Source organism: Bradyrhizobium sp. AUGA SZCCT0158 (genome assembly GCF_018130065.1).
Taxonomy (GTDB): Bacteria; Pseudomonadota; Alphaproteobacteria; order Rhizobiales; family Xanthobacteraceae; genus Bradyrhizobium.
The window spans coordinates 118755-139003 of the sequence record NZ_JAFCME010000014.1 but is presented as its reverse complement, the minus strand read 5'-3'; the positions used below and the strand labels follow the sequence as shown (position 1 = coordinate 139003).

Below are 20249 nucleotides of genomic sequence, written 5' to 3'. Positions count from 1 at the left end.
ACCGAAGCTACTTCGACCGCTGCATCGCCGGCTTCTCGGTGGTTTGCTTCGCCGCGCTGAGGTTATGGGCGGTATTGATCAGCGCGATATGCGTCAACGCTTGCGGGAAATTACCGGTCTGGCGGCCAGCGCCGGTGTCGAACTCCTCGGCCAACAGGCCGACATCATTGGCAATCGCCACCACGCGCTCGAACAACACCCGCGCCTTGTCGAGTTCTCCCGTCAGCACATAGGCATCGGCGAGCCAGAGGCTGCAGGCCAGGAATGCGCCTTCCGCCGGCTGCTGCTCGACTTCGCGGGGGTCATGCCGCAACACGAAGCCGTCCCGCATCAGGTGTTTCTCGATTGCGACCAGTGTGCCGCGTACGCGAGGATCCGTTGGTTCAAGGAACCCGACCGACGGCAGCAACAGGATGCTGGCATCCAGCATTTTCGAACCGTAAGATTCGACGAACGCGTTCAGCTCGCGATCAAAACCCTTTTCGCAGACGTCGCGATGGATGGTGTCGCGCAGCGTCCGCCACTTTTCCAGTGGCGCCTTGAAGCCGAATTTTTCGACGCTCTTGATGCCACGGTCGAAGGCGACCCAGGTCATCACCTTGGACGAGACATAGTGCTTGCCGTCGCCGCGGCGCTCCCAGATGCCGTGATCCGGCTGATCCCATTGTGTGGCCAGATGCTCCAGCACCGTGCATTCCAGCGCCCAGCTTCCTTCATAGAGGTCGAGCTTGGCTATTCGCCACTGATGGAAGGCGTCGATCAGCTCGCCATAGACGTCGAGTTGCAGCTGCGCGTACGCGGCGTTGCCGACCCGGACCGGCTGCGCGCCCTCATAGCCCGGAAGCCAGCCCGCTTCCCATTCCAGCAGCCGCCGCTCTCCCATGATGCCGTACATGATCTGCATGTTGGCCGGCGATCCCGCCACCGCACGCAACAGCCAATTGTGCCAGGCGAGGGCTTCCTCGGTATAGCCCGAGTTCATCAGCGCCAGCAGCGTAAAGGTGGCATCGCGCAGCCAGCAGAAGCGATAGTCCCAGTTGCGCAGCCCGCCGAGTTTTTCCGGCAGCGAGGTGGTGGGCGCCGCGACGATGCCGCCGGTCGGCGCATAGGTCAGCGCTTTGAGCGTGATCAGCGAGCGCATCACGAGATCGCGATGTTCGCCTTCGTAGCTGCAGCGGGCGCTCCATTCGCTCCAGAACGCCTCGGTTTCCTGCAAAGCGACCGCGGCATCGATCGGCCCGGGCACCGCCAGATGCGAGGGCCCGTAGGTAAGGACAAAGGGCACGGTATCGCCCTCGCCTACCTCAAACTCCGCCACCGTGGTCAGGTCCTCGCCGCGGGTCGCGACCGGCGTTCGCAGCACGGTCATGTCCGGCCCGCAAATCGCGAGCAGCCCCGAGCCGTCCTCGCTTTTCCTGACCCAGGGAATGTCGGCGCCAAAACCAAAGCGGATCACCAATTGCATCCGCAGCTTGACCCGGCCGCTGACCCCGCGCACCAGCCGCACCACGTCGGACGCATTGCCGCGCGGCGGCATGAAATCGATCAGCTCGACCACGCCATTGGCGGTGTCAAACCGCGTCTCCAGGATCAGCGTGTTGCCCCGGTAGCGGCGTGAGGTCCTGGTGATCTCTTCTGCGGGCGCGATCAGCCAGCGGCCATGCTTATGGGTGCCGAGCAGCGCAGCAAAGCAGGCGTCGGAATCGAACGCCGGCCAGCACAGCCAGTCGATCGAGCCGTCACGACCGACCAGCGCCGCGGTCTCGCAATCGCCGATCAATCCGTAATCTTCTATCCTGCACGACAAGGCTTGCTACCACCTGGATCGGACCTATCCGCGCGACCGCTCGCGTGTCGCCGCCTTCAGCGCGGCAACGTCGATCGTGGACGCGATCTGCTCGAGCGGCACCGGCAGCCGGCGACGCCAGTTCGGGTGTTCGTTGACCGTGCCGGGAATATTGGGCTGGTCCACCAGACCCAAAAAATCCTCCAGCGCGATCGCGAGCAGCCGTGATGGCGTCCGCGCGAGGAAATTCGTCACGGAATAGAGATCGTTTTTGTCGATGCCGTTACCGCGCAGCAAATCGTCCAGCATCGCCAGCGCGTGCCAGCGCGCATCATCGCTTTCTCCGGGGTCGATGCCGAGCGCGCGCTTGGTCTTGAGGTCGCCAAAAGAACGCCAGCCGGCATAGGTCGAGAGATCGTGGGTGTTGAAGGTGACCAGTGCGTTGGCGAGGTAGTGATCGAGGCTCTTGAACGGACCGTGGTCCTCGCGCTCGAACATCATCACCAGATAGGACCAGATGCCCCAGCTGGCGATCTGGTCGCGGAATCCCTCCGGCACCGTGCCGAGGTCCTCGCCGATCACGACGCAGCGGCTGGCGACACTCTCCTGCGCAGTTGCGGCCAATAACGCCTCGAACGGCATCGGCACATAGACGCCGTCGGCGGCGCTGAAGCCTTGCGGCACCAGGTAGAGCCGTTTCAGGCCGAGCACGTGGTCGAGCCGGATCGCCCCGGCGTGCCGCATCGAGGCGCGCAGCATTTCGCGATAGGGCTCGAAGGATTTTTGCTCCAGCCCGGTCGCGTTGAACCCGGCGAGACCCCAGCTTTGGCCCGCGGTGTTGAGCGGATCGGGCGGCGCGCCGACGCCGAGGTGCCTGGAGATCGCCACCTGCTCGTTCCAGGCGTCGAAACCATCGGACTGAACGCCGACGGCAACGTCGAGATAAAGCCCGACCTTCATGCCGAGCTGGTGAGCACGATCCTTCGCGGCAGCCAATTGCCGGTCAGCGGTCCATTGCACGAATTCGACGAAGCCGATCTCGGCCGCGTCGGCGCCATGGTGCAATTCGGCGCACATCGCATCGTCCGGCTGCCGCCACGGCTCCGGCCATTCCCACCAAGGCTTGTTGAATCTGTGCCGGAGGACTTCGAAGCAGGCGAACCGCGACAGCAGGGCGGCGCGCTCGGCCCGGAATATTTCCAGGTCCTGTCGGCGACTTTCTGTCGCACCGGCCGTAAACTGGTCAAACGCCACCCGTAGCGCCCGCCACTTTAGACTGGCAATGCCGACATAATCGATGATTTCGTCGGTCTTGACGCCCGCCAGCGCGCCTCTCGTCTCGTCGTCGATGCGGAATTCAGGGATCTTCTCGACGTCAATATAGAGCGCGTTGAGAAACAGCCGGCTGTTCGGCGAATAGGGGCTGCAATCGCCGGGCCGGTCGTCGAACAGGGCATGCAGCGGATTGAGGCCGACGCCATCGGCGCCGAGATGATGTGCGAGCTCAATCAGGCCTTGGAGGTCCGTAAAATCGCCCATCCCCCAGTTGCGCTCGGACCTGACGCTGTAGAGCTGAACCGCCAGCAGCCAGACGCGATCGAAATCCCCGCCAAAAGCCCTTGGCGGCGCCGATATCAGCGGTACGTCCTCTGTGACCACCCCCGCATCGGTCAATTGCAGCCGATGGATGCCCAACGGCAGCCGTTCGGGCCATGCAATAGCCCGTTCGTTTGCTTCGCCCTCCGCGACAACCTCCGCCCCCGCAACGATTTTCCATCGGACCGGAAGTTTTGCAGTCGCCGCGAGTTCGGTGTGGGCAACCTGCCCTGACCGGACCACGACCGGGGCGCCAATCAGCGGGCCCGGGGCCTGCGGCGGCAAGGCATCGAGGATGATTTTGAGGGCGGCCGCGTCCGTCACACGGCGATGACCCTGACCGTCCACGAATTCGGTCTGGATTCCCTGGCTGTTAGCTTGAGCGAAAAGGTCCATTCGGCACGCGGTTTGCACGCAAACGTCTCAGAGGCGTCGCGAAATTGTCCAAATACAGGAAGGGGATAGACGGTGTCTAACGCTCAGCCCCTCAATCGGTTCCAGGGGAACCAAAGTCGGCCGAGCGGCTTTTTACATATCTCCGGAACGTCTCCTTTCTCGCAAGTGAAATGGGGCGTCGTTTCCATGGCTATGGCATCACCGTGAACAAAAAAGTCCAAACCGGCGAAAGCTCCAAGGCCGGCGTCTCCTTCCGATTCGATACTGCCGATCCGCTGAATGACGGCGGCAGCTTTGCGATCGATGCAAGCGAGGTGCCAGCCGTCGAGTCCAGCGACGACGAGCTTTGGTACAAGGATGCCATCATCTATCAGCTCCACGTCAAGGCTTTTGCCGACAGCAACAATGACGGCATCGGCGATTTCGCAGGCCTGACGGAGAAGCTGGGTTACCTGCAGGATCTCGGCGTCACCACGCTGTGGCTGTTGCCGTTCTACCCCTCACCCGGGCGTGATGACGGCTACGACATCGCCGACTATGGCGACATCAATCCCGATTTCGGGACGATGAAGGATTTCCGGCGCTTCATCCAGGAAGCCAAGCGGCGCGGCCTGCGCGTCATCACCGAGCTCGTCGTCAATCACACCTCCGACCAGCACGACTGGTTCAAGCGCGCCCGGCGCAGCGGCCCGGATTCGAGCGCGCGCAACTGGTACGTCTGGAGCGATACCGACCAGAAATACCAGGGCACGCGGATCATCTTCACCGATACCGAGAAGTCGAACTGGACCTGGGACCCGGAAGCCGGCCAGTTCTACTGGCATCGCTTCTTCGCGCACCAGCCGGATCTCAATTTCGACAATCCGCGCGTGGTCAGCGCGCTGGTGAAGGTGATGAAGCGCTGGCTCGATACCGGTGTCGACGGTTTCCGCCTCGATGCCATTCCCTATCTGTGCGAGCGCGACGGCACCAACAACGAGAACCTGCCCGAGACCCACGCCATCATCAAGCGGCTGCGCATCGAGCTCGACGCCTATGCCAAAGGCAAGGTGTTGCTCGCGGAGGCCAACCAATGGCCCGAGGACGTGCAGGAATATTTCGGCCGCAGCGATGAATGCCACATGGCCTATCATTTCCCGCTGATGCCGCGCATCTACATGGCGATCGCGCAGGAAGACCGCTTTCCGATCACCGACATCCTGCGGCAGACGCCTGACATTCCGAGCAATTGCCAATGGGCGCTGTTCCTGCGCAACCATGACGAGCTGACGCTGGAAATGGTCACCGACGTCGAGCGCGATTATTTGTGGTCGACCTACGCCAACGACCCCCGCGCCCGCATCAATGTCGGTATCCGCCGGCGCCTGGCGCCGCTGATGGACAATGACCGGCGCAAGATCGAGTTGATGAACTCGCTGCTGCTGTCGTTCCCGGGCACGCCGATCATCTATTACGGCGACGAAATTGGCATGGGGGACAACATCTATCTCGGCGATCGCAACGGCGTGCGCACGCCAATGCAGTGGACGCCGGACCGCAATGGCGGGTTCTCGCGCGCCGATCCGGCGCGGCTTTATGCGCCCACCATCATGGATCCCGTCTACGGCTATGAATCCGTCAACGTCGAGGCGCAGTCGCGCAGCCTGTCGTCGCTGCTGTCAGCCACCAAACGGCTGATCGCGGTCCGCAAATCGACGCTGGCTTTCGGCCGCGGCACCATGACGTTCATCCGCCCGGAAAACCGCTCGGTGCTGTGCTATGTGCGCCAATACGAGGACGAGGCCATTCTCTGCGTCGCCAATTTGTCGCGCTCCGCACAGGCCACCGAACTCGATCTCTCGGCGTGGAAGGACCGGATTCCCCTGGAGATGCTCGGCCGCACGCGCTTCCCCGCGATCGGCGAACTGCCCTACATGATCACGCTGGCGCCGTACGGTTTCTACTGGTTCGAGCTGCAGGAGCGCGACAAGTCCGAGCCGGTGGCGCAGCGGGCGGTGCCCGAATTCGAAACGCTGGTGGTGCCGCTGGGCGCGACCTGGGTGTCGCTGGCGCGCACCCGCGGCGTGTTCGAACGCGACGTGCTGCCCGGGCATCTGGCGCGGACGCGCTGGTACCCGGAGCGATCGGCCAAGGCCATCCAGCCGACGCTGATTTCGGCGATCCCGTTCTGCGATATCGGTGACAACCGGCCGTGGCTCGCCTTCTTCAAGTCGACGCAGCGTGGCGTCACCACGCGTTATGTGCTGCCGATGCAGATCGAATGGGTGCGGTTCGACCGCGAGCGCTACAACCCACGCGCCCTGGCGGCCGTGCGTCAGGGCGCCCGCGAAGGAACGCTGCTCGACGTCGCCAACGACCAGATTTTCATCGCGATCCTGCTGCGAAACCTCAAGGAGTCGCTGATCGTCGACGAAAGCGAGCAGGGTTTGAAGCTGGAATTCCGGCCGACCAGCCGTTTCTCCGACAAGGCAATCAAGCAGCCCGAGCACATCCGCACGATCGAGACCGAGCGGGCCGACAGTACTGCGCAGGTGGACGACGATTATGTCGTCAAGATCTACCGCACGCTGCAGGCCGGCATCAGTCCCGAGATCGAGATGGGCCGCTTCCTGACCGAGATCGCCGGCTTTGCCAACACGCCGGCGCTGCTCGGCAGCGTCGAACTGATCGATGGCGACGAACGAAACGCCATCGGCATTCTGCATGCTTTCGTCGCCAATCAGGGCGACGCCTGGGCCGTGACCGCGGCCTATCTCGACCGCTTCGTCGACGAGCAGCGGCTGCTGGCGGCAAGCGAGCGTGTCAGGGAAAGCGAGGATCAGGTCTCGTTTCTGCGCTACATGTCGCAGGCCGGCCGGCGCGTCGCCGAGATGCATGTCGCACTGGCCAGCAACAATGAGCTTCCCGACTTCGTGCCGGAGCCCATCAAGCACGAGGATGTCCAGCGCTGGTACGGCGACACCCTGGCCCGCGTCGAGCGCGTCTTCGACACGCTGAAGCAGCGACGCGATGCGCTGAAAGAGGCGGATCGTCCGCTGGTCGATCAGCTATTGGCCCAGCAATCCGGCCTGCCCGATCGGCTGAAGGCGCTGTTGCCGCAAGAAAATGCCGGGCTCAATATCCGCCATCACGGCGACTTCCATCTTGGCCGGCTGCTGATCGTCAAGGACGACATCTTCATCGTCGATTTCGACGGCGACCCGCGGCGCACCATCGCCGAGCGCCGGCGCAAGGCGCCCGCGGCGCGCGATGTCGCCAGCATGGTTCGTTCGATCGATTATTCGACGACTGCAGCCCTTGAGCGGGCGCTCAAGGTAGCCCACGATGAAAACGGCAGGCTCGGGGCTGCGCTCGCCGAGTGGCGCAATCGGGCGACCGCCGCGTTCCTGGCCGCCTATCGCGAAGCCCTGGTTAACAAGCGCCTTTGGCCGGCCGACCCCGAAGCCGCCGAGTCGATGCTCAACTTCTTCCTGCTGGAGAAGGCATGCTACGAGATCGAATATGAACTATCCTACCGGCCGGATTGGCTACGAACGGCCTTGACCGGAATGCTCCGTATTTTGCCGCAACAGTCGCTTGAGGCCTTATGACCAAGCTACCCGCCGAGGCCTATGCAATCATCCAGGGCAATCACACCGATCCCTTCCATTATCTCGGCCTCCATACCGAGGGCGACCGCAAGATCGTGCGTGCGTTCCTGCCGGAAGCCTCCAATGTCGAGGCAATCGGTGAACATGGTGAACGGGCGCCGCTGGCGCGGATCCATGACGCCGGGCTGTTTGCCGGTGCGCTGCCGAACGGCTCTACGCGCTATCAATTGCGCGCCCGGTTCGGCGACAAACTGGTCGAACTCGACGACCCCTACCGCTTTCCGCCCGTCCTGAGCGACTTCGACCTTTATCTGCTCGGCGAAGGCACTCATCAGCGCATCTACGACAAGCTCGGCGCCCATCCGATGACGCTGGAAGGCGTCGCGGGGGTGGCCTTCGTCGTGCTGGCGCCGAACGCCCGCGGCGTCCACGTGGTCGGCGATTTCAATTACTGGAATCCGCGCCGGCACCCGATGCGGGTGCGCGGCGTCGGCTATTGGGAGCTGTTCATCCCCCACGCCAGCGTCGGCGACCACTACAAGTTCGACATCATCGAACCCAACGGACAACATTTGCCGCTGAAGTCCGATCCGGTCGCCTTTGCCGCCGAAGTGCGTCCCAAGACCGCCTCGATCGTTTTCGACCAGGCCAATCTGCCGCGTCCGCGCCCGGCTCCGACGGGAATGAACGCGTTGAACGCGCCGATGTCGATTTACGAGGTTCATCTCGGCTCATGGCGACGCAAGGGCAGCAACGAATGGCTGACCTACCGCGAGCTCGCCGAGCAGCTTCCGGCCTATGTCAGGGATCTCGGATTTACCCATGTCGAACTTCTTCCCATCAGCGAACATCCGTTCGACGGCTCATGGGGCTATCAGCCGACCGGCCTGTTCGCACCGACCAGCCGGTTCGGCACGCCCGAGGATTTTGCCGCGCTGGTCGATGCCTTCCATCGCGAGGGCATTGCCGTGCTGCTCGACTGGGTGCCCGGACACTTCCCCGACGATCCCCACGGCCTCGGCCATTTCGACGGCACCGCATTGTACGAACACGCCAACCCGTTGCAGGGCCGCCATCTCGACTGGGGCACGCTGATCTACAATTACGGCCGCACCGAAGTGGTGAACTTCCTGGTGTCGAACGCGCTGTTCTGGCTGGAAAGATACGCCATCGACGGGCTGCGCGTCGATGCGGTCGCCTCGATGCTCTATCTCGACTACTCGAGGCCCGCCGGCGAATGGATTCCAAACCAGCATGGCGGGCGGGAAAATCTCGAAGCCATCGGCTTCCTGCGCCGCTTCAACACCGAAGTGTTCGGACGCTTCCCGGACGCCACCACCGCGGCGGAAGAATCCACCGCATGGCCGCAAGTCTCCCGCCCGGTCGAATATGGCGGGCTCGGCTTCGGCTACAAGTGGAACATGGGCTGGATGCACGACACGCTGAAATACATCGGCAAGGATCCGATCCACCGCAAATTCCATCACGGCGACATCCTGTTCGGCCTGCAATATGCGTTCTCGGAAAACTTCATCCTGCCGCTGTCGCATGACGAAGTCGTGCACGGCAAACGCTCGATCCTGGGACGGATGCCCGGCGACGACTGGCAGCGTTTTGCGAATTTGCGCGCCTATTACGGCTTCATGTTCGGCCATCCCGGCAAGAAGCTGATGTTCATGGGCTGCGAATTCGGCCAGGAGCGCGAGTGGAATCACGATCACTCGCTGGATTGGCACCTGCTGCAGCAACCAAGGCACGCCGGAATCCACAGCCTGGTCCGCGACCTCAATCACCTCTATCGCACGGTGCCGGCGCTGCACGAGCTGGATTGCAGCCAGCCGGGCTTCGAATGGGTCATCACCCATGATTCCGGCGGCAACGTCTTTGCCTGGGTCCGCAAGGGCCTTGATGCGCGAGCGCGCTGCCTCGTGGTCGTGAACTTCTCGCCCAACGTCTACTATGATTACCGGGTACGTGTGCCGTTTGCCGGTAAATGGAAAGAAGTGTTCAATTCGGACTCCGCGCATTATGGCGGCAGCAATGTCGGCAATATCGGCGAGGTCCGGACGCTGGAGGGCAACATCCCCGAACTCAACCTGACCATTCCGCCGCTGGCCGCGATCTTTCTCATACCGGATAGCTGACGCATGCGCCTGACCGCGGGAACGCCCTCACGTCTTGGCGCAAGCTGGGACGGCAGGGGCACCAATTTTGCGCTGTTCTCGGCCAACGCAGAGAAGGTCGAACTCTGCCTGTTCGACGGCCAGGGCCGCCGTGAACTCGAGCGCATCGAATTGCCCGAGCGGACCGAGGATGTCTGGCACGGCTATCTCAACGACGTCTCGCCCGGACAGCTCTACGGCTATCGGGTCCACGGGCCCTACCATCCCGAGCACGGGCACCGCTTCAACGCCAACAAGCTGCTGCTCGATCCCTATGCAAGGCGGCTGGCCGGCCGGCTGGTCTGGAGCGACGCGCATTTCGGCTACCGGGCCGGCAGCTCGCGCGAGGATCTCTCCTTTGACCGGCGCGACAACGCCCGCGGCATGCCCAAGGCGGTCGTCGTCGACGAGACCTTCAATTGGGGCCGCCGCGAGATGCGCCCCAACATTTCCTGGGAAGACACCATCATCTACGAGGCCCACGTCAAGGGCCTGACGCAGAAGCGCGACGACGTGCCGCCGGGCCTGCGCGGCACCTATAGCGGTCTCGCCTCGCCTGCGATGATCGATCATCTCAAGCGCCTTGGCGTCACCACCATCGAATTGCTGCCGGTCCACGGGCTGATCGACGACCGCGTGTTGGTCGAAAAGAAGCTGGTGAACTACTGGGGCTACAACACACTGGCGTTCTTCGCGCCCGAAGGGCGCTACGCGCAGGACAATCCGCTCGATGCGTTCCGCACCACGGTGGCGCGGCTGCACGATGCCGGCATCGAGGTGATGCTCGACGTCGTCTACAATCACACCGCCGAAGGCAATCATCTCGGTCCGACGCTGTCGTTTCGCGGCATCGACAATGCGTCCTATTACTGGCTCAAGCCGGACAATCGGCGCTTCTATGACGACTTCACCGGCTGCGGCAGTTCGGTCAACCTGACCCATCCGCGCGTGCTGCAAATGGTGATGGATTCACTGCGCTATTGGGTCGAGGTCTGCCACGTCGACGGCTTCCGCTTCGATCTCGCCACCACGCTGGCGCGCGGGCCGAACGGTTACAACCGCAACGCCGCCTTCCTCACCGCCGTGCGGCAGGATCCGGTGCTGGCAACCGTGAAACTGGTCGCCGAACCCTGGGATCTCGGTCTGGGCGGCTACCAGGTCGGCGCGTTCCCATCGCAATGGTCGGAATGGAACGACCGATACCGCAGCGCGATGCGGCGCTACTGGAGCGGCGCAGGCAGCCTGATCGGCGAAATATCCGGTCGTATGACCGCCTCCTCCGACCTGTTTCACCATGACAATCGCGCGACGCGCGCCGGCATCAATCACATCACCGTTCACGACGGCTTCACGCTGGCGGATTTGTTCAGCTACAACGAGAAGCACAACGAGGCCAACGGCGAAGACAATCGCGACGGCTCCAGCCACAACGACAGCAATAATTGCGGGCATGAAGGCCCGACCGACGACGTTGCGATCATTGCGCTACGCCGCCAGCTCCGCAAGAACCAGCTGGCGTGCCTGATGCTCGCGCAGGGCACGCCGCTGATGCTGGCCGGCGATGAAGTCGGCAACTCGCAAGGCGGCAACAACAACGCCTATTGCCAGGACAACGAGATCGGCTGGGTTGGTTGGGAAAACCTCGGCAAGGAAGGCGAAGACCTCACCGATTTCATCGGCCATTTGACCGGCCTGCGCCGGCGGTTCGGCCAGATCCGCTGCCAGCGCTGGCTCGATGGCCGTCGCGCCGACGGCTCCTACGGCGTGCTGTGGCTGACGCCGGCCGCCGAGGAAATGAAGGAATCCGACTGGAAGTTTCCGGAAGGACGATTCCTCGCCTATGTGCTCGGACCGATGGAACAAGGACAAGCACCGATCTTTATCGTTCTGAACGCCGCCCCCGAAGAGATCGCATTCAAATTGCCCAAGATGAGCAAATACAAGAGCTGGCAGCGGGTGCTGAATACCACCGAAATCGCGCAAGCGACGGCCGACTTCGCTGCGGGCGCCGACCTGAAAGCACCGCCGCGCTCGGTGCTCGCCTTTGCGGGCTCAGCATGAATGACCGACAATTTGGCCCCAAGCTGACGAAAGACGGCACGCGCTTTCGCCTGTGGGCACCGGCGGCCAAGCGCGTCGATCTGCTGCTGCAGCAACCCCATGCGATGCAGCGCGGCGACGATGGATGGTTTTCCGCCGAGATCCCCGGCGCGAAATCAGGCGCCCACTATAAATTCCGCATCGATGACGAGATCGATATCCCCGACCCCGCCGCCGATTTCCAGCCCGAAGACGTCTTCGGTCCGAGCGAGGTGATCGACCACGCCGCCTTTCCGTGGCGCGCGACGGAGTGGCGCGGGCGGCCCTGGCAGGAAGCCGTCATCATCGAGGCGCATGTCGGAACCTTCACGCCGGACGGCAGCTACCGCGCCATGATCGGGCGGCTCGATCATCTCGTGCAGACCGGCATCACCGCGATGGAATTGCTGCCGCTGGCGGACTTCGCCGGCAGCCGCAACTGGGGGTATGACGGCGTGCTGTGGTATGCGCCCGACAGCGCCTATGGCCGGCCTGAGGATCTCAAGGCGCTGATCGACGAGGCGCATCTGCGCGGCCTTATGGTGTTTCTCGACGTGGTCTATAACCATTTCGGCCCCGAAGGAAATTATCTCGGCCGTTACGCGCCGGGGTTCTTTACGGAAGCCCACACGCCGTGGGGCAGCGCGATCGATTACCGCGTGCCGCAGGTACGCGCCTTCGCGATCGAGAATGCGCTGCATTGGCTGCGCGATTATCGCTTCGACGGATTACGGCTGGATGCGGTGAACAGCATCGTCGAGCCCGGTGGTCTCTCGCTGCTGCACGATCTCAGCATGGCTGTAGGTCAGCTCGCCGCGGCTACCGGGCGGCACATTCATCTGGTGCTGGAAAACGGCGACAACCGCGCCAGCATCCTGGACGCTGCGCAGGACCCGCCGCGCGGCAAATATCGCGCGCAGTGGAACGATGATTATCATCACGCCTGGCGCGTGCTGATGACCCGCGAGAAGCAGGGATATTATTGCGACTATCAGCGTTCGCCGCTGGACGATATCGCCAGATCGCTATCCTCAGGGTTTGTCTACCAGGGCGAAATGTCGGAGTTTCGCCGCGGCAGGCGCGGCGAACCCAGCGGCAAACTCGCACCGACGGCTTTCATCAATTTCCTGCAGAACCACGACCAGATCGGCAACCGCGCCTTTGGCGACCGGCTCGAAGCAGTGGCGGATCCCAATGCGATCGAAGCGGCGCTCGCCGTCATGCTGTTGGCCCCTGCGATCCCGATGCTGTTCATGGGGGAGGAATGGGGCTCGAAAACACCCTTCCCATTCTTCTGTGATTTCAAGGGCGATCTTGCCGACGCGGTCCGCAAGGGGCGCCGCAGCGAATACGCCTGGGCCTATGCCGAATATGGCGACGAGGTCCCCGACGCGTTGGCGCTATCCACCTTCCAATCGGCTGTCCTCGACTGGAATGAACGTGCCGCGCCGGCGGCACAACGACGGCAGTCAACCGTGCAGCAGATGCTGGCGATCCGCCGGCGGGAGATCGTGCCTCGCCTCGCCAGCGCGGCATTCGGCGAAGCAGAGGCCGCCGGCAATGGCCTGCTGACCGCCAGTTGGCGCATGGGCGATGACGCCACGCTTCGCCTGCTCGCCAACCTGTCGGACCTGGAGATCGCCAATACTTCAGGTGAATTCAAGGGAACCCTGATCTGGGGCAGCGAGTTGGGAGAGCGCGTCCCGCCATGGTCGGTGCACTGGCGCATCGGATAGGAAAATGCCCCCGGCGATCCCGATCGCGACCTACCGCCTGCAGCTCTCGGCGGATTTCGATTTCGATGCGGCCGCTGCCGTCGTCCCGTATCTTGCGGCCCTCGGGATCACGCATCTCTACGCTTCGCCCTTCATGACGGCTCGCAAGGGCAGCACGCATGGTTACGACATCACCGATCACACCCATTTCAATCCCGAGCTCGGCGGCGAAGCCGGCTTCGAGCGGTTGAGCGCGGCGCTGCGGAAATACGATCTCGGACTGATCCTCGACTTCGTCCCCAACCATGTCGGCGTGCATTTCGCCGATAATCCGTGGTGGCTGGACGTGCTGGAATGGGGCCAGACCTCGCCGCACGCGGCATCCTTCGACATCGACTGGGAACTGTTGCCGTATCGCGCGCGTGGCGGCGTGCTGCTGCCGATCATCGGTTCATCCTATGGCCAGGCGCTGGAAAGCGGCGAGATCGAACTGCGCTATGATGCGGGCGAAGGCAGCTTTTCGGCATGGTATTTCGAGCATCGGCTGCCGATCGCACCCGAGCGCTACAGCGAAATCCTCCGAACCGTCGTCAGAGAAGCAGGCGCCGAAGATAGTCCAGCCGGCAAGGATATCCTTGCCCTCGCCGCGCGCTACCACGGGCTGCGCCGCCCGAACCGGAAGGAAGCGCCGGCGTTCAAAGAGGGGCTACGGGCAATCGCTGGAAGTACTGAGGCCATCGCGCACGGGATCGACGCCTATCGCGCCGGACCGGATCGTCCCGCCCAGACGCTGGCGCTGCATCACCTTCTCGAACGCCAGCATTACAAGCTCGGTCACTGGCGGCTTGCCTCCAGCGACATCAACTACCGCCGCTTCTTCGACGTCAATTCGCTCGCGGGATTGCGCGTCGAGGACGCCGGCACCTTCGAGGCCATCCATCAACTCGTCAGACGTCTGATCGCGGAAGGAAAGCTGCAGGGCTTGCGGCTCGACCATATCGACGGCCTGCGCGATCCGGTCCAGTACTTTCAACGCCTGCGCCGCCTGATCCGCGGCGCGCAGGGCGCCAAGCCATTTTACATGGTGATCGAGAAGATTCTCGGCGAAGACGAGAAGCTGCCTTCCTTCACCGGGGTTCACGGCACCACCGGCTACGAGTGGATGAACACGATCACGCAGGCGCTGGTCGACGGCGATGGCCTCGAGCCGCTCGGTGAAATCTTCCGCCAGATCAGCAGCCAGTCGCCGAAACTCGAACCGATCCTGAAGGAGGCCAAGCGCCGGGTGCTCGAAACCCTGCTCACCAGCGAATTCACGGTGCTGACGCGCCTCCTGGCGCGCATCGCCAGCGGACACTATTCGACACGGGACTATTCCGCCGACAGTCTGCGGCAGGCGCTGGAACTCTATGTGCTGCACTTCCCGGTCTACCGGACCTATTTGACGTCGTCGGGGCCGAACGCCCATGACCGGGCGCTGATCTCGCAAACGATCGCGAAGGCGCGCGCGGACTGGTTTGCCGCCGATGACGGCATTTTCGAATTCCTGCGCGATACCCTGACCATGGACCTGCTCAAGCCCGGCCGGCCGCCGCACAGCGCGCCGCGCGTGCGGCGATTTGCGCTGAAGGTGCAGCAATTCACCGGGCCGATGATGGCGAAATCGCTCGAGGACACCACGTTCTATCGCTACCACCGCCTGCTCGCGCTCAACGAGGTCGGCGGTGACCCATCTGCCAGGGCGCTCTCGGTCGAAGATTTTCATCAGGCCATGCAGACGCGGGCCCGGGAATGGCCGCATGGCATGACCGCGACCGCGACGCATGACACCAAGCGGGGCGAGGACGCCCGCGCCCGGATCATGGCGCTGTCCGAGATCCATGGCGAGTGGACCAGCGCCGTGGCGCGGTGGAAGGTTCTCAACGCGCCTCATCTGGTCATCGACGGCGAGATGCGCGCGCCGTCGGCGACATTCGAATACATGCTCTATCAGGCCCTGCTGGGAGCCTGGCAGCCGGACGACGAGGCGTTCCTGGAACGGATGCAGGCCTATGCCCTGAAGGCGGCGCGCGAGGGCAAGGAGGAGACCAGCTGGCTCAATCCTCACGAGGCTTATGAAGCAGGACTGAACACCTTCATCGCGCGCATTCTGGACCGCTCGATTTCCGCCGAGTTTCTCGACGCGCTTGATGCGCTGGCGCGGCGCGTATCGCTATTGGGCGCCTTGAACTCGCTGAGCCAGATCACGCTCAAGGCAACGATGCCGGGCGTACCCGATTTCTATCAGGGTACCGAGCTGTGGGATTTCTCGCTGGTCGATCCCGACAACCGGCGGCCGGTCGACTTTGCCAAACGTGCCCACCTGCTCGCTTCACTGCAGACACCGGACTGGGACCAGCTGGTGCAGGATTGGCCGAGCGGCAAGTTGAAACTGGCCTGGACGCGGCATCTCCTCAAGTTGCGCACTGAGCTCGCCGATGTCTTCACGAACGGCGATTATCAGCCACTGGATATCAGCGGACCTCATCGCGACCACTTCATCGCCTTTGCCCGCCGCCGTGGCCGCGAAGCCGCGATCGTCGTCGTCACGAAATTGTCCGCGGCGTTCTCCGAAAGTGGCCGGGCGTGGCCCCGTGCGGAGAGCCATGATGCCACCCTCGACATCAGCGGCTATTCGGCGGAGGGATTTGCCGACGCCGATGCCTCGCAATTGCGGTTGTCCGACCTGTTGGCGCACCTCCCCGTGGCCGTGCTGAAGGCGAGATATCACGGCGCGGCGATGCCTGCGCCGAAGCGCAGGCGCCTGATGCCAACGCCCTAGTTCTTCTTGGTCAGCAACAGGTTGCCGCGGCTCCGGATCGCGGCCTGGGCCACTTCGGCGAAGCGCTGCAGCAGCCATGGCAACACGACCTCCACCTTCACATGATCGTCGGCGACATCGACATGCCCGGCAGCCGCCTGCCCGAGCGCGCGGACGCGAAACACCATGCGGTTGTCTTCCCATCGCTCCTCATCGACGCTCAGCACCGGCACGCTCGACGCAGCGCGCGATAGGCCGGACTTGAGGCGTCGCATGGCTTCTTCGCGGCCGAGGCTGTGCGGGATCGAAACGACGAGCGGTGCGGACATCGGAAAATCCTCAGGTCTGATCTTGCGGATGTAATTCCGTTCCGTTCGAAAGGAAGAGGCAAGCTCGATATGTGCGCTGCAATAAACGGAACTTTCACGATTGCCATTTGTTTTTCCGGTTGAGGGCAAGGCAAACAGCACCCAACGCGGGGCTGAGGAGAATTACATGTCAATCGGAACAATCATCCTTATCATTCTTATCATCGCCCTGCTGGGCGGCTTTTCCGGCATCGGCGGCGGTCCGTTCTACGGCACCGGCTATTACGGTGGCGGCGGCCTCGGCCTGGTGATCGTGATCTTGCTGATCCTGTTGTTGCTCGGGAAGCTGTAGGCAATTTTGAGATCGTAGGGTGGGCAAAGGTGCGCTTGCGCCGTGCCCACCTCTTTCATCGCAAGGGAAGAGGGTGGGCACGCTTGCGCTTTGCCCACCCTACTTCCCCGCCAGTTTCTTGATCGCCGCCTTGATCGACGCCGCCGCCTCATCGTAGCCCTGCCATGCCTTGGTTTTGGCCAGCAACGCCGGCACCGTGCGCACGGTGTATTTCTTCGGATCGAGATCGCCCCGTACCTGCGTCCAGGTTAGCGGCATTGAAACCGTGGCGCCGTCCCGCGCCCGCGGCGACAGCACGGCGACCGCGGTCGACATCCGGTCGTTGCGCAGATAGTCGAGGAAGATCTTTCCCTGGCGCTGCTTCTTCGACATGTTGAGCAGATAGCGCTCGGGATCATCGTTCGCCATCCACTGGCAAACGCCCTGCGCGAACGCCTTCGCTTCCTTCCACGTCACTCTGTCTTTGGCGCCGTACAGCAATGGCGTCACCACGTGCAGTCCCTTGCCGCCGGTGGTCTTGCAGAAGCTCTCGAGGCCCAAAGCGGTCAGCCGCTGCCGCATGTCCTTGGCGGCCTCGATCACGTCGGCAAACCCGACATTGGGCGCGGGGTCGAGATCGAACACCAGCCGGCCCGGCACATCGGGCGCGTCAGGCGCGCAATTCCAGGGGTGCAGCTCCAACCCGCCGCTCTGTGCGACGGCGGCCAGGCCCTCGACGCGATCGATCTGCAAATATGGCTTGCGGTCGCCGGAAACCTTGACGAGTTCGAGCAGTTCCGACTTGCCCGGCATGCCATGACGCTGAAAGAACGTCTCCCCCTTGATGCCATCGGGCGCGCGAACCACCGAGCACGGCCGCCCCTTGAGATAGCCGATCATCCATTCGCCGACCGCTTCGAAATAACGCGCAAGATCGAGCTTGGTCACGCCCTTGCCGTCACCGCCGTCGGGCCACAGCGCCTTGTCGGGTTTTGAGATGACGACGCCCATCACTTCAGCGGATTTGGCCGACGATTTGCCGGACCTGATCAAAGGTTTTGCCGCCTTGGTCATGACAGGCCTCTCCGCTTCAACCTCGTTCGCCGGCTTGTCCTGCCGTAGCCCCTTGAACGCCGCCTGCCTGATGTTGCCGCCGTCCGTCCACCCCGCGAATTCGATCTCGGCGACCAGCTCCGGCTTCAGCCAATGCACGTCGCGGGTCTTCTTCGGCGCGTCCTTGCCGCCAAACGGGCTCTTGTCCGAACTCGCCGCCTTCAGCGCCGGCATGATGCGCCGGACCGTGTCCTGCCCAAAGCCGGTGCCCACGAGGCCGACAAAGGCCAGATGACCGTCGCGATAGACGCCGGCCATCAGCGAGCGGAATTTGCCGTTGGTGGTCTTCCATCCGCCCAGCACCACCTCGTGTCCGGCGCGGGTCTTGGATTTGGTCCAGCTTTCGGACCGCCCGGATCGATACGGCGCGTCCAGCTTCTTGGAGATGATGCCTTCAAGCGCCAATTTGTTGGCGGCTTCCAGGACGGAATCGCCGCTTTCCTCGAAATGCGCGACATACTGAATCAGGCGGCCCTTACGCTTCCTGGCTTCCAGAAGCTGCTTCAGGCGCGTCTTGCGCTCGCCAAGCGGCAGGCCGCGTAGATCCTCAGATCCGGCGAACAGCAGATCGAACGCGAAGAAGATCAGCGCGCCGGTTTTGCCGTCGGAGATCGCGGCCTGCAGCGTCGAGAAGTGCGGCACGCCATGATGGTCGAGCGCGGCGATTTCGCCGTCGATCAGCACATCCGGCAGCGATGTCGCCTCCTTGGCGATGGCGCCGAACTTTTCCGTCCAGTCCAGTGCTTTACGGGTTTTCAGGACGGCGTCGCCATCCTCGACCCGCAATTGCATGCGGTAGCCGTCGAATTTGATCTCGTGGCACCAGCCGTCCGAATTGGGTGGGCTTTCGGCCGAGGCGCAAAGTTGCGGCGCGACGAAATCCGGCATCGCATCGGCTTTCTTAACTTTGGCCGCCTTAACCTTGGCCACCTTAACCTTGGCCGCGGCGCGCGCCTTCGTTGGAGGCGCGGACCGCGAGATCGACGTCCTGATCGATGTTTTTCCCTGCGCCCGCGCTTCCGCCGCCTCGCCGCGGTTGGAATGCCACACCGCATCGGCCTGGGCTTTGCCACCCCTCGCCAGCATGAACGGCTTTGGCGCGCTCCCCTTGCCGTTCGCGATCTGATCCATCGAGCGGCCCGACGCGACCGATTTGTCCTCGTCGAGGATATCGTTGGCGTCGCCTTCCCTCACGAACTCGTCGCGGTGTTTAATCAGCAGCCAGTTGGTGCGCTTTCCGCCGTAACGGTCGCCCTTCATCCGCACCAGCACCCAGCTGCCATGCAGCTTCTCGCCGTGCAGGTTGAATTTCAGGTCGCCCTTCTTGAAGCCGCGGTCGGGGTCGTCGGATTCCCAATAGCCGCGATCCCAGAGTTGCACGGTGCCACCGCCGTACTGGTCATCTGGAATGGTGCCTTCGAAATCGCCGTAATCGAGCGGATGGTCCTCGACCTCGACCGCGAGCCGCTTGTCGTGCGGATCGAGCGAGGGACCGCGCGTCACTGCCCACGATTTGAAAACGCCGTCGAACTCCAGCCGGAGATCGTAATGCAACCGAGTCGCGTCATGCTTCTGGATCACGAACCGCCGCTGTTTTGAGGGCGCCACCTTGACGTCGCCGGATGGCTCGCTGGTCTTTTCGAAATCGCGCTTTTTCCGGTAGGTGGTCAGGTTTCGCAGCGACACGGTCAAGCCTCATATCCGTCGGCCGCCCGCGCGGCGGCAAAAACCAGTATCCGAAACCCATGGTAACCGCTGAAGTTCCGAAACCAAACCCCGCCAGACGTGACCTGAGCACGCTTTCGCATCCCCACCGCTAGTCGTCCCGGCCTTGAGCTCAGATGCGCAATTGCGCATCGGGGGACCCATACCGCGTGATCTCTCGATGAAGGCTCGGTCGCAGAGACCTTTCGCAAAACTTCTCCCTGTGGTTATGGGTCCCGGCTCAAGGCCGGGACGACGGCGGTCTTTGTTGCTGCACTGAGCACTGAACATACTTTCGCGATCTCGCGGCCTGATGGGCCCGAGCTTTGCCAGAAACTTCCCGCCCTCTCATCAAGAGGGCGCAGGGAAGACCGGGTGCGCGCTGCACCCGCGGTCCCGTGTGCGGTTAGCACAAGAAATGCTGCACACGAGCATACAGGGCAGCGGAGAACACCCGGCCTTCCCTGCGCAATGGCTTTACGGCTTATGCCGTGATCTCCCCGGAGACGAGTTCTTGGTTGACTCCGTCGCTGCCGTTCGGCTCTCGCCTACCCGACAGCTTGACGCCAGCAACGGGCGCCAGGACCACACGGTTTTGCCGTACGCCTATCCACGCCGTCGTCTCAGCGTAAACCAGCGTCCACCGCAACCCGTCCAACGTCCGTGACG

10 protein-coding genes are annotated in these 20249 nt (G+C 63.1%); 6 read left to right on the top strand and 4 right to left on the bottom strand.

Features of this window, described 5'->3' with window-relative positions; translation table 11 throughout:
* Positions 1-7: 7 nt before the first annotated feature.
* Together JQ574_RS21020 and malQ are read right to left on the bottom strand one after the other, a co-directional pair.
* Complete coding sequence (locus tag JQ574_RS21020) at positions 8-1807, bottom strand: glycoside hydrolase family 15 protein (protein ID WP_212206367.1); 1800 nt, start codon at positions 1805-1807, stop codon at positions 8-10.
* Positions 1808-1831: 24 nt separating this feature from the next.
* A complete protein-coding gene (gene malQ / locus JQ574_RS21015) occupies positions 1832-3778 on the bottom strand; it encodes a 4-alpha-glucanotransferase (RefSeq protein ID WP_212206365.1) in 1947 nt (648 codons plus the stop codon).
* A gap of 299 nt (positions 3779-4077) precedes the next feature.
* Here malQ and treS point away from each other — a divergent pair, with 299 nt between their 5' ends.
* From treS to treY, 5 genes are read left to right on the top strand one after another with little or no spacing between them, the layout of a single operon-like run.
* Positions 4078-7368 (top strand): maltose alpha-D-glucosyltransferase, encoded by a 3291-nt coding sequence (gene treS / locus JQ574_RS21010; protein WP_312014680.1) that lies wholly within the window; start codon positions 4078-4080, stop codon positions 7366-7368.
* Entirely contained in the window at positions 7365-9512 is a 2148-nt protein-coding gene (gene glgB, locus JQ574_RS21005; RefSeq protein WP_212206361.1) for a 1,4-alpha-glucan branching protein GlgB, read from the top strand. Before treS ends, glgB begins: the two co-directional genes overlap by 4 nt.
* Before the next feature lie 3 nt (positions 9513-9515).
* The gene (glgX, locus tag JQ574_RS21000) at positions 9516-11591 is read left to right on the top strand and encodes a glycogen debranching protein GlgX (protein ID WP_212206359.1); all 2076 of its coding nucleotides are present in this window, start codon (positions 9516-9518) and stop codon (positions 11589-11591) included.
* A complete protein-coding gene (treZ, locus tag JQ574_RS20995; RefSeq protein ID WP_212383819.1) occupies positions 11588-13345 on the top strand; it encodes a malto-oligosyltrehalose trehalohydrolase in 1758 nt (585 codons plus the stop codon). The genes glgX and treZ overlap by 4 nt, the downstream gene beginning before the upstream one ends.
* Positions 13346-13349: 4 nt before the next feature.
* Positions 13350-16145, top strand: a complete 2796-nt coding sequence (gene treY / locus JQ574_RS20990) for a malto-oligosyltrehalose synthase (RefSeq protein WP_212206355.1) — start codon at positions 13350-13352, stop codon at positions 16143-16145.
* On the opposite strand, the gene JQ574_RS20985 is transcribed toward treY, so the two are convergent.
* On the bottom strand, positions 16142-16453 hold the full coding sequence (locus JQ574_RS20985; RefSeq protein ID WP_212206353.1) for a polyhydroxyalkanoic acid system family protein: 312 nt from the start codon (positions 16451-16453) through the stop codon (positions 16142-16144). The two genes, treY and JQ574_RS20985, sit on opposite strands and share 4 nt — an antisense overlap.
* A 166-nt stretch (positions 16454-16619) precedes the next feature.
* Between JQ574_RS20985 and JQ574_RS20980 the strand changes: the two genes are divergently transcribed.
* Entirely contained in the window at positions 16620-16784 is a 165-nt protein-coding gene (locus JQ574_RS20980; RefSeq protein WP_065752791.1) for a DUF3309 family protein, read from the top strand.
* Between the two features lie 99 nt (positions 16785-16883).
* Here the strand turns inward: JQ574_RS20980 and ligD are convergent, their stop codons facing one another.
* Positions 16884-19562, bottom strand: coding sequence for a DNA ligase D (gene ligD / locus JQ574_RS20975; protein ID WP_212206866.1), 2679 nt, complete (start codon positions 19560-19562; stop codon positions 16884-16886).
* Positions 19563-20249: the final 687 nt, after the last annotated feature.